Raw genomic sequence first — 14,495 nt, 5'->3', positions numbered from 1 at the left:
ACGGGGACAGGGGCCTGGCCACGGTGTGGGTGGCGATGACCACGGCCACGTTGTGCGCGGTGTTCGCGGTCGTGCTGGCCCTCGGGCAGGTGGTGACCGTTCGGCACCGGGCGGGCGGTGCGGCGGACCTGGCGGCCCTGGCCGCGGCCGACCGGGCCCTGCAAGGCCCTGGGGCGGCATGCGGGGCCGCCGAGAAGGTGGCAGCGGCGCAGGGAGCCGTGGTGGTCCGGTGCGCGGTGCGCGGGGAGATCGCCGATGTGACGGCCCGGGTGAGTTTCGGGCCGTACGAACCGGCGGTCAGGTCCAGGGCCGGTCCTCCGGCGGCTGCTCCCGGCTCTCCGGAGCCGGTGCCTCCGCCTCGGACTCCCGCTCCGGATCCGACGGTTTCGCAGGGCTCGGTTGCCCGGGGGCCGGGGGTGCGCATCGCAGGAGTTCGGTGAGGAGGCGCAGGGCACCGCGTTTGTGCAGTGGTTCGTTGCCGTTGCCGCACTTGGGGGACTGGACGCAGGACGGGCAGCCCGCCTCGCATTCACAGGACGCGATCGCCTGGCGGGTCGCGGTCAGCCACGTGCTGGCGGTGTGGAAGGCCCGCTCGGCGAATCCGGCACCGCCCGGATGGCCGTCGTACACGAAGACGGTGGGCAGCAGGGTGTCCGGGTGCAGGGGCACGGACACGCCACCGATGTCCCACCGGTCGCAGGTGGCGAAGAGCGGCAGCATCCCGATCGACGCGTGCTCCGCGGCGTGCAGGGCGCCGCCCAGGATCTCCGGGTTGATACGGGCGGCGTCGAGCTGGTCCTCGGTGACCGTCCACCAGACGGCGCGGGTGCGCAGAGTGCGGGGTGGCAGGTCCAGTTTGGTCTCGCCGAGGACCTCGCCGGTGATCAGCCTCCGACGCAGGAAGGAGACGACCTGGCTGGTGACCTCCACGGAGCCGTAGCAGAGCCGCCCGTCGCCCCACGGGATCTCGGTGTCGGTCTCCAGGACGGCGATGGAGGTGGTGTCGCGTGCGGTGGTCGAGTACGGCGGGACGGCCTCCTCGACCAGGGCCACCGAGTCCTCCAGATCCAGCTTCCGGACCAGGTACGTGCGGCCCTGATGGAGGTGGACGGCGCCCTCGTGGACGGCGGTGTGCGCGGCCGATTCGTCGACGGTGCCCAGCAGCCGGCCGGTGCCCTCCTCGACGATCTGGACGGGGCGGCCGCCCTCGCCACGGATGTCGGTGAGATCGGCGGCGCGCTCGCGGCGGGTCCAGTGCCAGCCCGATGCCCGCTTGCGCAGCAGTTTCGCGGCTTCCAGCTGCGGCAGCAGTTCGGCCACTGCCGGACCGAAGAGCTCCAGGTCGGGCTCGGTGAGGGGAAGCTCCGCGGCGGCGGCGCACAGGTGGGGGGCCAGGACGTACGGATTGTCCGGGTCGAGGACGGTCGACTCCACGGGCTGCTGGAACAGCGCCTCGGGATGGTGGACGAGGAAGGTGTCCAGCGGGTCGTCGCGGGCCACCAGGACGGCCAGGGCGCCCTGCCCGGAGCGTCCGGCGCGGCCTGCCTGCTGCCACAGCGACGCCCTGGTGCCGGGATAGCCGGCGATGACGACGGCATCCAGGCCGGAGACGTCGATGCCGAGTTCGAGGGCGGTGGTGGCGGCCAGACCGAGCAGTTCCCCGGAGTGCAGGGCGCGCTCCAGGGCGCGGCGTTCCTCGGGGAGATATCCCCCGCGATAGGCGGCGACCCGGGCCGGCAGGGAGCGGTCCACCTCGGCGAGGCGCTCCTTCGCGATGACGGAGATCAGCTCGGCGCCGCGCCGGGAGCGTACGAAGGCGACCGAGCGGACGCCCTGGACGGTGAGATCGGTGAGGAGGTCGGCGGTCTCGGCGGTGGCGGTACGTCGGACAGGGGCGCCCTTCTCGCCGTGCAGATCGGTCAGGGGCGGCTCCCACAGTGCGAAGACCAGCTCGCCGCGGGGCGAGGAGTCGTCGGCGACCTCCTTGACCGGGAGACCGGTGAGGCGGCCGGCCGCGACGGAGGGTTCCGCCGCGGTGGCGGAGGCGAGGAGGAAGACCGGATCGGCGCCGTAACGGGCGCACAGACGGCGGAGCCGTCGCACCACCTGGGCGACGTGGGAGCCGAAGACACCGCGGTAGGTGTGGCACTCGTCGATGACGACGAAGCGCAGGGCGCGCAGGAAGGAGGACCAGCGGGGGTGGGACGGGAGTACCCCGCGGTGCAGCATGTCGGGGTTGGTCAGGACGTAGTTGGCGTACTGACGCACCCACTCGCGTTCCTCGACCGGGGTGTCGCCGTCGTAGACCGCGGGCCTGACGGCATTGCCGAGCGGTGCCGCGAGCTGCTTCACGGTACGCCTCTGATCGGCGGCCAGGGCCTTGGTGGGGGCCAGATACAGGGCGGTGGCGCCCCGGCCGTTCGGAGCCTCGGAGCCGTCGAGCAGGGCGCTGAGGACAGGGGCGAGGTAGGCGAGCGACTTGCCGGACGCCGTGCCGGTGGCGATGACCACGGATTCGCCGTCCAGGGCGTGCTCGGCGGCGGCTGCCTGGTGCACCCACGGATGTTCGATTCCGGCCCGCCGGATCGCAGCGACAACTTCCGGCCGGATGCGATCGGGCCAGATGGCATGGGTTCCCGCACGCGGGGGCAAGTGCTCCGTATGAGTGATGCGCGCGGACCGGCCCGCCACTGCGGCGAGCCGGTCGAGGACCATGGCGGGAGAGTGACTGGTGTCGCTGTTCCCGGGTGGTCGACTGGGGCGGTGATTCTTGGCCATCGGCACCGAGTGTGTCACTGGCGTGACGGACAATGGCCCCAAGCCGTCGTGCATGGCTGCTGGTAAGTGATTGAATGCCATCGCGGCTGGCGATCCGTTCCCTGGCTCCGCCGGGGAGACCGAGGGGCGACCGCTCGATAGCAAGGTGCTGGAGGATCCGTGGACCTGTCCTTGTCGACTCGCAATGTGTCCGGCCCTGGTGGCGACCGTACGGTCGTCGAGGTCGGTGGCGAGATTGATGTGTATACCGCGCCCAAGCTGCGCGAGCAGTTGGTCGAGTTGGTGAATGACGGCAGCTACCACCTGGTTGTCGACATGGAAGGCGTCGACTTCCTCGACTCCACCGGACTCGGCGTGCTCGTGGGTGGCCTGAAGCGTGTCCGGGCCCATGAGGGCTCGCTGCGCCTGGTCTGCAACCAGGAGCGCATTCTCAAGATCTTCCGGATCACGGGTCTGACCAAGGTGTTCCCGATTCACACCACGGTCGATGAGGCCGTTGCGGCCACCGACTGACGGTCGGCCCGCGATCGGCGCACCGGTGGCCCGCCAGGCGGCCGGTGCGACGCGAGTGTGCCCGGCGGCCGACTGCCGTGAGGCAGACCGATCGGCCGGTCGGGCAGTTGGCCGGACGGTCGATCGGACATCGGGGAGCCGGGTGACCGGCGCCTCGACCGGACGGCCGGGCCGGATCGGGCCGGTCGGCGTTCGACGGGATACGGTCGGCCAACGGTCGAGCCGACCGATCAGCGAGCCGGCTGGTCGGCTGGTCAGTGGGCCGGCCGGTCGGCGCGAGCCGTTCGGCGGCCGGCCGGTGGTCTGTCGTTGGGCAGTCCGTCGGCCAGGCCGTTCGGTGATCGGTCGCTTGCGAGTGGCCGGGCTGCCGGACTGCCGGATGAACGTCTGTCCGTCCGTCGGTCGACAGCTGTACGTCGGATCCGGAAGAAAAGTAGGCCGGAAGATGAGCAGGTCGGAAGAAGAGCAGGGACGCCGGGCAGCGCGCCCGGGCCTCTGGGATGCACGCCCGTACGTCTGAGGGGGATCGCATGGCCACCGTTGAACTCCGCTTCAGCGCCCAGCCCGAACACGTCAGGACGGCCCGCCTCGTGGCAGCCGCCGTGGCGCGCCGGGCAGGGGTCGATGAAGCCGTGCTCGACGAGGTCAGACTCGCCGTCGGTGAAGCCTGCAGCCGCGCAGTCGGGCTGCACCGCAGCCATGGCATCACCGCTCCCGTCGCCGTGGCCCTGATCGAGGAGGAGAAGTCCTTCTCCGTCGAGGTCGCCGACGAGGTGCCCGGCCCCGGGGCCGACCCCGCTCTCGGCGGACCCGCCGGAGCCTCCGCGACACGCGGCGCCACGCCCGGCGCGGGGCTGGATGAGCCGGATCGCGAGAGCGACGCAGACGGCGAGGACGAGATGGGTCTCGCAGTCATCAGCGGCCTTGTCGATGATGTGGAAGTCAGATCGGGAGCCAACGGCGGAGTGATCCGTATGAGCTGGCCGAAGACGCCCGTGGCCGTACTGCCCTGACGAGGCTCCCCTGAGGCGCCACAGGTGTCATGGGCGGTCCACCCGCCCCGGTCCGGCATGGCTTGCCCGGCCCGGTCCGGACGAGCCTCTTCCGCAATCCATTTCTTGATCCTTCTTTTGGGGCCCTGCTGAGCAGGGCCTTTTTCATTTATGTGTGATCAATTATCTGCGGAAAATGTGCCTGCCCCATTACTGCATTCGGCTCGATCCGAGGGTGCGATCATTTATCGATCGGCCGATGAAGGTCAATTACATTTACGGCGCACTGTTTTGATCAGCTCCCGCTCCCTACAATCCGTCCACGTCTTGAGCGCTGAGCGTCAAGGAGGACGTATGGCGGAGTTCTTCAACACCCCACTGGCAGGACCGGCGCAAGATTCCGCATTTTCCGCACCTTCCGGCCGATCCGCTTCTCTGGCGGCCGCGGTTCTCACCGATGACAATCGCGTCATCGTGATCGTTGTCGCGGTCGTCGCCGTCGCCGCCCTGGTCGTCGCCAGACTGCTGGTGCGCCAGGTGCTGGCAGCCGGCGAGGGCACCGACCGCATGAAGGAGATCGCGGCCGCCGTCCAGGAAGGCGCGAATGCCTATCTGGCCCGGCAGTTGCGCACCGTCGGCATCTTTGCCGTCGTGGTCTTCTTCCTGCTTCTGCTGCTACCGGCCGACAACTGGTCGCAGCGCGCGGGCCGTTCGTTGTTCTTCCTGGTGGGTGCGCTTTTCTCGGCGACCACCGGATACATCGGGATGCGGCTTGCCGTACGCAGCAATGTCCGTGTGGCCGCTGCTGCGCGTGAGGCGACTCCCGTGGAAGGCGAGCCGGAAAAAGATCTCACCGCCGTTTCGCACAAGGCGATGAAGATCGCTTTTCGTACCGGTGGCGTGGTCGGCATGATCACCGTGGGTCTCGGCCTGCTCGGCGCGTCCTGTGTGGTGCTCGTCTACGCCGCCGACGCCCCGAAGGTGCTGGAGGGCTTCGGCCTCGGTGCCGCGCTGATCGCCATGTTCATGAGGGTCGGTGGCGGCATCTTCACCAAGGCCGCGGACGTCGGCGCCGACCTCGTCGGCAAGGTCGAGCAGGGCATCCCGGAGGACGATCCGCGCAACGCGGCCACCATCGCGGACAACGTGGGCGACAACGTCGGTGACTGCGCCGGAATGGCGGCCGACCTCTTCGAGTCGTACGCCGTGACGCTCGTCGCCGCGCTCATCCTCGGCGAGGCCGCCTTCGGCGACGCCGGACTGGCCTTCCCGCTGATCGTCCCGGCGATCGGCGTGGTCACCGCGATGATCGGGATCTTCGCGGTCGCCCCGCGGCGCGCCGACCGCAGCGGAATGACCGCCATCAACCGCGGATTCTTCATCTCCGCGGTGATCTCACTGGTACTGGTGGCCGTGGGCGTCTTTGTCTACCTGCCGTCCTCGTACGCGGATCTGGGCGGTGTGACCGACGGCGCCATCACCTCGCACGGTGGCGACCCGCGGATCTTCGCCCTGGTCGCCGTTGCCATCGGCATCGTGCTGGCCGCCCTGATCCAGCAGCTGACCGGCTACTTCACCGAGACCGGCCGGCGCCCGGTCAGGGACATCGGCAAGTCCTCGCTGACCGGACCGGCCACCGTTGTACTCGCCGGTATCTCCATCGGCCTGGAGTCCGCCGTCTACACGGCGCTGCTGATCGGCCTGGGCGTCTACGGGGCGTTCCTGCTCGGCGGTACGTCGATCACGCTGGCGCTCTTCGCGGTGGCCCTGGCGGGGACCGGGCTGCTCACCACCGTCGGTGTCATCGTCGCCATGGACACCTTCGGCCCGGTCTCGGACAACGCGCAGGGCATCGCCGAGATGTCCGGTGATGTCACGGGCGCCGGTGCGCAGGTTCTCACTGACCTGGACGCCGTCGGAAACACCACCAAGGCCATCACCAAGGGCATCGCCATCGCCACCGCCGTCCTGGCGGCGTCGGCGCTCTTCGGTTCGTACCGCGACGCGGTCGCCACGGCGGTCGACGACGTGGGGGCCAAGGCCGGTGAGATGACGCTCAGCCTGGACATCTCGCAGCCCAACAACCTGGTGGGCCTGATCCTCGGTGCCGCGGTCGTCTTCCTCTTCTCCGGTCTCGCGATCAACGCGGTGTCGCGGTCCGCCGGGTCCGTGGTCTACGAGGTGCGGCGGCAGTTCCGCGAGCATCCCGGGATCATGGACCACAGCGAGAAGCCGGAGTACGGGCGCGTCGTCGACATCTGCACCAAGGACGCCCTGCGCGAGCTCGCCACACCGGGCCTGCTGGCCGTGCTGGCGCCCATCGCCGTCGGCTTCACGCTCGGGGTCGGCGCGCTCGGCTCGTATCTCGCGGGCGCGATCGGGACCGGCACCCTGATGGCCGTCTTCCTCGCCAACTCCGGTGGCGCGTGGGACAACGCCAAGAAACTCGTCGAGGACGGTCACCACGGCGGCAAGGGCAGCGAGGCCCATGCCGCCACCGTCATCGGTGACACGGTCGGCGACCCGTTCAAGGACACGGCAGGGCCGGCGATCAACCCCCTGCTCAAGGTGATGAACCTGGTCGCCCTGCTCATCGCCCCGGCGGTGGTGCAGTTCAGCTACGGGCAGGACGCGAGCGCCGGCGTGCGGGCGGTGGTGGCGGTGCTCGCCGTCACGGTCATCGTCGGCGCGGTCTATGTCTCCAAGCGGCGCGGAATCGCCGTGGGCGACGGAGAGGACCCCGGTGACGGGGGCGGAGGAGGAGACCGGCCGGCCAAGTCGCCCGACCAGGCGGCCGTTTCGTGAGACAGCGGCCGGGCCGGGGCGGCGGAGCCTAGCCGATCCCCGAGCAGTGGCCGGGCGGGCGACACATTCTGATGGGTCGTCCGCCCGGTCGCATTTCGGCCCGGACGTCGGCCCGCCGCAGATCCGTCCGCCGTTCGGGCGCTTGTCCGTACATGCGTTCCCGAGTGGCGAGGGCTGTGTGGGTGAGTTGTATCTCCCTCATTTCCCTTGGTGCAAATGGCTACAAAAGAGTACTCATCGGACGCCCGGCATCCGGATGGAGGGCGCTCGCCGTGTAAGTTCCGGGGCCGAGAGCCTTGGAAGGGACCGATCCGGTGAACAAGAAGCTTGCGGCCGCGCTGTCCGGCGGTGCGGTACTGGTACTTACGCTGTCGGGCTGCAGCAGCGACGACAACAGCGACAAGGTGAACGCCTGGGCCAAGACGGTCTGCGACCAGGTCCAGCCCCAGCTCCAGAAGATCGCGAACGCCAACGCCGCCATCCAGCAGCAGACCGCGGACAACAGCAAGCCCGCCGATGTCCAGAAGACCGACTCGGCCGCCTTCCAGCAGATCTCGCAGGCGTACAAGGCCCTGGGTGCGGCGGTCGACTCCGCGGGCCCGCCGCCGGTCGACGGCGGTGAGACCACGCAGAAGGAGGCCGTGAAGGAGCTGAACGCCTCCTCCGCGGCGTACGCGAACCTGCAGAAGAAGGTCGACGCCCTGGAGACGAAGGACCAGGCGAAGTTCGCCGACGGGCTCAAGGGCATCGCGGACGAGCTGAACAAGATCAGCACCAGTGGTGACGAGGCGTTGAAGAAGCTTCAGTCCGGCGAGGTCGGCACCGCGATGGCGAAGCAGAAGGGCTGCCAGAAGCCGACGGCCTCGGTGCCGCCGAAGGGCTCCACGGCGCCGTCCGCGTCCACGGCGCCGTCCGCCTCGCCCAGCAAGAAGTCGTGACCGGGCGGCGACCGCGGTTGTTGTGACGCGCGGCCGGCCGTGAACGGTGCCGTGACGCGTGACCGGCCACGAACGGTTGCTGTCGCGTGCGGCCGGTCGCGCCGGATGGTGCGTCGTTACGGACGGCCCGGCTGCCCCGATGGGCGCCGGGCCGCTGCCGTTGTCAGTGGGAGCGGCCACAATGGGTGGGTGAGTACGACCAGTCTCCCCGTGCCCGACCGTTCGCCCCGGCTCCGCGAAGCCCTGCTCGCCGCCGCCTTCACCGCCGACGGGCTCCTCGACCTGCTCGGCGCGCCCGCCTACGCCGCGCTCGCCCGCAGCGAGACGGTCCCGGCGCTGCGCGCCACCCGGGGCGACTCCCCGCTCGACACGCTGGTGCGGCTCTTCCTGCTCCAGCACCCCGTGCCGTACGAGCGGGCCCGCGCCGCGCTCCCGCTGGCCGAGTGCGTCGAGGACGGCTGGGTGAGCCACGACGGCGACGAGGTGCGGGCCACGGTCGACGTACGGCCGTACAGCGGGCCCGAGGGGCAGGACTGGTACATCGTCTCCGACCTGGGCTGTGCGGTCGGCGGCGCGGGCGGCATCGGTTCGCGTGAGGAGGGCGTGGTCCTGGGCGTCGGCGGGGCGTCCACCACGCTCGCCGGGATCACCGTCCGTACGCCCGTCGCCTCCGCGCTCGATGTCGGTACGGGCTCCGGCATCCAGGCGCTGCACGCCTCGCAGCACGCCACCCGGGTCACGGCCACCGACCTCAACCCGCGTGCGCTGGACTTCACCCGGCTGACGCTCGCGCTGTCCGGAGTCGCCCCGGCCGAGCTGCGTCAGGGCTCTCTGTACGAACCGGTCGGCACCGAGACGTACGACCTGATCGTCTCCAATCCCCCGTTCGTCATCTCGCCCGGCGCCCGCCTCACCTACCGCGACGGCGGCATGGGCGGTGACGACCTGTGCCGGACCCTGGTGCAGCAGACGGGCGACCGGCTGAACGAGGGCGGATACGCCCACTTCCTCGCCAACTGGCAGCACGTCGAGGGCGAGGAGTGGCAGAGCCGGCTGAGTTCCTGGGTTCCGCACGGCTGCGACGCCTGGATCGTGCAGCGCGAGGTCCAGGACGTCACGCAGTACGCGGAGCTGTGGCTGCGCGACAGCGGCGACCACCGTACGGACCCCGCCGAGTACGCCGCGCGGTACGACGCCTGGCTGGACGAGTTCGAGGCCCGCAAGACCAAGGGCGTCGGCTTCGGCTGGATCACCCTGCGCAAGTCCGCCGCGGCCGCCGCCGGTAATCCCTCCGTCGTGATCGAGGAGTGGCCGCACGCGGTGGAGCAGCCGCTCGGACCGGCCGTCGAAGCCCACTTCGCCCGTCAGGACTACCTCCGCGAGCAGGACGACGCGGCGCTCCTGGCCGGGCACTTCACCCTGGCCGCCGAGGTCGTGCAGGAGCAGGTCGGCCTGCCGGGAGCGGAGGACCCGGAGCATGTGGTGCTCCGTCAGAACCGGGGCATGCGGCGGGCGACGAAGGTCGACGCCGTCGGTGCCGGCTTCGCGGGCGTGTGCGACGGGACGCTGCCCGCCGGCCGGATCCTGGACGCGATCGCCCAGTTGATGAACGAGGACCCGGTGCTGTTGCGCGACCGGACCCCGCAGGCGATCCGGCTGCTGGTCGAGGAGGGCTTTCTGGAGCCGGTTCCCTCGGCGGGCTGATCGCCCCGGCCCGGCCCGGCCGGTCCGGTGGCGCTGCCGGTCCGCCCGGGCTCCGCTCCCGTTCGGGCGCGCACCGCCGTACGTGAGCAAGGGCCCCGCGATCAGCGGTTTCGGGCTTGCCGCCGCCGGAGCGTTGCGGAGGGGGCGGATTCCGGATGGGGTTCGGAACGGCTCTCCGGGCGGTGTGCGTACCGGCGTCCTCCGGGGTGTCCGTCCCGTGTTCGCGAGGCGGCGGGGAGGCCGAGCCAGAGGCAGCGGGGGGCGACCGGGGCGGAGGCGGATGAATCCGACCATTCACCCGGGGTTCGCATCGGCGACGCCCTGGGGTGGCAGTCTCCCCCTGGCCGGACGGCACCCGCCCCGGCCGGGCCCGGACAGGGAGGCGCACGGGCATGGAGAGCGGACCTGCGGTCTTCGCCGGAGCGGCGTTCACGCTGTTCGGCACCGCGCTGCTGCTGTGGACGGGGGTGCGCGTGCTGCACCGCGCGTCGGTGGCGCACGGTGTGAGCCCCGTCGTCTCCGCAGCTCTCGCCACTGTGTTCGGCGTACTTTTTCTCGTCCTCGGTGTGTGGTGCTTCACCCGCATCTGATCCACCGGCCACCGGCCGGGCCGGGAACCCGCGGGACACGGCAGGCAGTGGCGGGGAACACGCCCGGACCGTACGCGGCCCGCCGCCGGCGCCCGCAGTGCCGCCACAGCACCCGGAAACCCGCAGGCAGTGACCGCGCACACGGCGTACCGGACGATCCGGGCGGCAGGAATGGCGGAAGTCGGGTTACCGTTCGAGTGGCCGTTGCGGGCTTTTGCCGTTTGACACGGGGGCGGGTTGTACCGTCACACTCCGCAGCGACAGCACCGTCGGCAGCGTCATCGCGCTGCCCGGATGCCCACCGAGCGTCGACCGGAGAGAAGAGCGAAGTTGTCCCCGACCAGCGAGACCGCACAGGGCGGCCGCCGACTCGTCATCGTCGAGTCGCCTGCCAAGGCGAAGACGATCAAGGGCTACCTCGGCCCCGGATACGTCGTCGAGGCGAGCGTCGGGCACATCCGCGACCTGCCGAACGGCGCCGCAGAGGTTCCGGACGAGTACACCGGCGAGGTCCGTCGGCTCGGCGTCGACGTCGAGCATGACTTCCAGCCCGTCTACGTCGTCAACGCGGACAAGAAGGCACAGGTCAGGAAGCTCAAGCAGCTCCTCGCCGAGTCCGACGAACTCTTCCTCGCCACCGATGAGGACCGCGAGGGCGAAGCCATCGCGTGGCACCTGCAGGAAGTCCTGAAGCCCAAGGTCCCGGTCCATCGGATGGTCTTCCACGAGATCACCAAGGACGCGATCCGGGCCGCCGTCGCCAACCCGCGCGAGCTCAACCAGCGCATGGTCGACGCCCAGGAGACCCGCCGTATCCTCGACCGCCTCTACGGCTACGAGGTCTCGCCGGTCCTGTGGAAGAAGGTCATGCCGCGCCTGTCGGCCGGCCGTGTCCAGTCCGTGGCGACCCGGCTCGTCGTCGAGCGGGAGCGCGAGCGCATCGCCTTCCGTTCCGCCGAGTACTGGGACCTCACCGGCACCTTCGCCACCGGCCGTACCGGTGACGCCTCCGACCCGTCGACCCTCGCCGCCCGCCTCAGCGCCCTCGACGGCCGCCGTATCGCCCAGGGCCGCGACTTCGGCCCGGACGGGCAGCTGAAGTCCGGCTCCGGCCAGGTGCTGCACCTGGACGAGACGAACGCCCGCGCCCTGGCCGCCGCGCTCGCCGACGCCACGTTCGCCGTCCGGTCCGTCGAGTCGAAGCCGTACCGCCGCTCCCCGTACGCCCCGTTCCGTACGACGACCCTCCAGCAGGAGGCGAGCCGGAAGCTGGGCTTCGGGGCCAAGGCCACCATGCAGGTCGCGCAGAAGCTGTACGAGAACGGCTTCATCACCTATATGCGCACCGACTCCACGACCCTCTCGGACACTGCGGTCTCCGCGGCCCGGGCGCAGGTCACGCAGCTGTACGGCGCCGACTACCTGCCGGACAAGCCGCGCACGTACGCCGGGAAGGTCAAGAACGCGCAGGAGGCGCACGAGGCGATCCGTCCCTCCGGCGACCGTTTCCGCACCCCCGCCGAGACCGGCCTGAGCGGCGACCAGTTCCGGCTCTACGAGCTGATCTGGAAGCGGACCGTCGCCTCCCAGATGAAGGACGCGGTCGGCAACTCCGTCACCGTCAAGATCGGTGGCCGGGCGAGCGACGGCCGGGACGCCGAGTTCTCCGCGTCCGGCAAGACGATCACCTTCCACGGCTTCATGAAGGCGTACGTCGAGGGCGCCGACGACCCGAACGCCGAGCTCGACGACCGCGAGCGGCGCCTCCCGCAGGTCGCCGAGGGCGACGCGCTGTCCGCCGAGGAGATCTCGGTCGACGGCCACGCCACCAAGCCGCCGGCCCGCTACACCGAGGCCTCGCTGGTCAAGGAGCTCGAAGAGCGCGAGATCGGCCGCCCGTCGACGTACGCGTCGATCATCGGCACGATCCTGGACCGCGGCTACGTCTTCAAGAAGGGCACGGCTCTCGTCCCGTCGTTCCTCTCCTTCGCCGTGGTCAACCTGCTGGAGAAGCACTTCGGCCGGCTCGTCGACTACGACTTCACCGCGAAGATGGAGGACGACCTCGACCGCATCGCGCGCGGTGAGGCCCAGTCCGTGCCGTGGCTCAAGCGCTTCTACTTCGGTGCGGGCGACGACACGGCCGGTGCGGGTGCGGCCTCCGACGCCGGCAACGGCGACGGCGACCACCTCGGCGGTCTGAAGGATCTCGTCACCGACCTCGGTGCGATCGACGCCCGGGAGATCTCCTCCTTCCCCGTCGGCAACGACATCAAGCTCCGGGTCGGCCGCTACGGCCCCTACATCGAGCGCGGTGAGAAGGACGCCGAGGGCCACCAGCGCGCGGACGTGCCGGAGGATCTGGCGCCCGACGAGCTGTCCGTGGAGTACGCGGAGGAGCTGCTGGCCAAGCCGAGCGGCGACTTCGAGCTCGGCGCGGACCCGGTCACCGGCCACCAGATCATCGCCAAGGACGGGCGCTACGGCCCGTACGTCACCGAGGTGCTGCCCGAGGGCACCCCGAAGACCGGCAAGAACGCCGTGAAGCCGCGGACCGCCTCGCTCTTCAAGTCCATGTCCCTGGACACGGTGACGCTGGCCGACGCGCTCAGGCTGATGTCGCTGCCGCGGGTCGTCGGTGAGGACGCCGAGGGTGTCGAGATCACCGCGCAGAACGGCCGCTACGGCCCGTACCTGAAGAAGGGCACGGACTCGCGTTCGCTCACTTCCGAGGACCAGCTCTTCGACATCACGCTCGAAGAGGCCCTCGCGATCTACGCCCAGCCCAAGCAGCGCGGCCGGGCCGCCGCCAAGCCGCCGCTGAAGGAACTGGGCACGGACCCGGTGAGCGGGGCTCCGGTCGTGGTGAAGGACGGCCGCTTCGGCCCGTACGTCACCGACGGCGAGACCAACGCGACGCTGCGGACCGGCGACAGCGTCGAGGACATCACGCCGGAGCGCGGCTACGAGCTGCTCGCCGAGAAGCGTGCCAAGGGGCCCGCCAAGAAGAAGACGGCCAAGAAGGCCCCGGCCAAGAAGTCCGCGGCCACCGCGAAGAAGACCGCTGCCAAGAAGACCACGGCGGCGGCCAAGAAGACCGCGGCGAAGAAGACGACGGCCGCGAAGAAGACGACCGCCAAGAAGGCGACCGCGGCGAAGAAGACGGCTGCGGCGTCCGTGGAGGACTGAGCGGTAACGCGTCCGGTACGCCGGAGGGGCTGGATTTCCCGGCCCCTCCGGCGTTCGCGTGCCGGGGGCCGGGGGTTCTCCCGGAGGGGCCGGGGGTGCCTGGCGCCCATATGTTCGGACGGGGCCCCCGGGGACCCCACCGCTCCGGATAGGCTGGGCGGATGACGCGAGCCGAGCAGCCAACGGTCGTGAGCCCCACCTCCGACACACTTGCCGCAGACTCACGCGAGCGCGCCGTACGAGCCCTGTTGCGTGTTCCTCCGCTGAAGCGGTTGTGGAGCGCGCAGCTCGTCGGCAGTACCGGCGATGCACTCGCCCTTCTCGTGCTGGTGCTGATGTCGCTGCAAGCGGCGGTCCTTGAGGGCTCATTCGGAGCCGGGTACCGAGGTGCGGCATTTGCCGTGGCCGCGGTGTTCGGTGCCCGGATCCTTGCCACCCTGCTCTTCGGAGCCGTACTTCTCGGGCCGTTGACGACGCTCACCGCGCCCGGAGGACCGCTGGACCGGCGGTGGCTGATGATCGGGACGGACGGGCTGCGGCTCGCGCTGCTGGTCGTCGCGCCGCTGTGGATCGACTGGATGCCCGACAAGGCACTCATGATGATCCTCATCACCGTCTTCGTCGTCGGCGCGGCCGAACGCCTGTGGACGGTCGCCAAGGACGGCGCCGCCCCCGCGCTGCTGCCCGCCCCGCCCCCCGAGGGCGCCGCGGTACGCCCGCTGCCCGACCACCTCGACGCACTGCGCCGGCTCTCCATCCGTACCGACTTCGCCGCGATCCCGGCCGCGGCGGCCGTCCTGCTGATCGCCACCCTCGTCGGCAACCTGCTGGGCTCGGGCCTGGAGTGGTTCTCCATCCACCAGGCGGCCCTCGGCTCGTACGTCGCGGCCGGGCTCTTCTCGGCGTCGGTCTCCATCCTGTACTTCCTGGAACTGCCCGGTACGCAGACTCCCCGACCGCGCTCGCCGCTGGAGGGCCTGCGGCGG

The 14,495-nt window shown here is 70.5% G+C and carries 8 protein-coding genes and 2 pseudogenes; 9 read left to right on the top strand and 1 reads right to left on the bottom strand.

Annotated features, from left to right (window positions below; translation table 11 throughout):
• Nucleotides 1–35: 35 nt before the first annotated feature.
• Nucleotides 36–320: pseudogene (locus tag ABZY11_RS16385) on the top strand (Rv3654c family TadE-like protein); the annotation flags it as partial.
• Here ABZY11_RS16385 and ABZY11_RS16380 read toward each other — a convergent pair.
• Nucleotides 298–2,859 (bottom strand): DEAD/DEAH box helicase, encoded by a 2,562-nt coding sequence (locus tag ABZY11_RS16380; protein WP_356479780.1) that lies wholly within the window; start codon nucleotides 2,857–2,859, stop codon nucleotides 298–300. The pseudogene ABZY11_RS16385 and the gene ABZY11_RS16380 overlap by 23 nt on opposite strands.
• 78 nt (nucleotides 2,860–2,937) lie before the next feature.
• Between ABZY11_RS16380 and ABZY11_RS16375 the strand changes: the two genes are divergently transcribed.
• The 8 genes and pseudogenes from ABZY11_RS16375 to ABZY11_RS16340 form a co-directional block, all read left to right on the top strand.
• Entirely contained in the window at nucleotides 2,938–3,291 is a 354-nt protein-coding gene (locus tag ABZY11_RS16375; RefSeq protein ID WP_003967428.1) for an STAS domain-containing protein, read from the top strand.
• Between the two features lie 530 nt (nucleotides 3,292–3,821).
• The gene (locus ABZY11_RS16370; protein WP_356479779.1) at nucleotides 3,822–4,304 is read left to right on the top strand and encodes an ATP-binding protein; all 483 of its coding nucleotides are present in this window, start codon (nucleotides 3,822–3,824) and stop codon (nucleotides 4,302–4,304) included.
• Nucleotides 4,305–4,637: 333 nt separating this feature from the next.
• Entirely contained in the window at nucleotides 4,638–7,088 is a 2,451-nt protein-coding gene (locus ABZY11_RS16365; protein WP_356479778.1) for a sodium-translocating pyrophosphatase, read from the top strand.
• A gap of 314 nt (nucleotides 7,089–7,402) precedes the next feature.
• Complete coding sequence (locus ABZY11_RS16360; protein ID WP_356479777.1) at nucleotides 7,403–8,026, top strand: small secreted protein; 624 nt, start codon at nucleotides 7,403–7,405, stop codon at nucleotides 8,024–8,026.
• Nucleotides 8,027–8,215: 189 nt separating this feature from the next.
• Nucleotides 8,216–9,730, top strand: a complete 1,515-nt coding sequence (locus tag ABZY11_RS16355; RefSeq protein ID WP_356479776.1) for a class I SAM-dependent methyltransferase — start codon at nucleotides 8,216–8,218, stop codon at nucleotides 9,728–9,730.
• Nucleotides 9,731–10,122: 392 nt separating this feature from the next.
• Nucleotides 10,123–10,320 (top strand): hypothetical protein, encoded by a 198-nt coding sequence (locus ABZY11_RS16350; protein WP_356479775.1) that lies wholly within the window; start codon nucleotides 10,123–10,125, stop codon nucleotides 10,318–10,320.
• 330 nt (nucleotides 10,321–10,650) lie between these two features.
• The gene (gene topA / locus ABZY11_RS16345) at nucleotides 10,651–13,509 is read left to right on the top strand and encodes a type I DNA topoisomerase (protein ID WP_356479774.1); all 2,859 of its coding nucleotides are present in this window, start codon (nucleotides 10,651–10,653) and stop codon (nucleotides 13,507–13,509) included.
• A 161-nt stretch (nucleotides 13,510–13,670) separates the two neighbouring features.
• Nucleotides 13,671–14,495 (top strand): annotated as a pseudogene (locus ABZY11_RS16340) (dTMP kinase); the annotation flags it as partial.

It is taken from the genome of Streptomyces sp. NPDC006510, assembly GCF_040611955.1.
In the GTDB taxonomy this organism is placed as follows: Bacteria; Actinomycetota; Actinomycetes; order Streptomycetales; family Streptomycetaceae; genus Streptomyces.
This window is presented reverse-complemented; position numbering and strand designations above follow the sequence as displayed.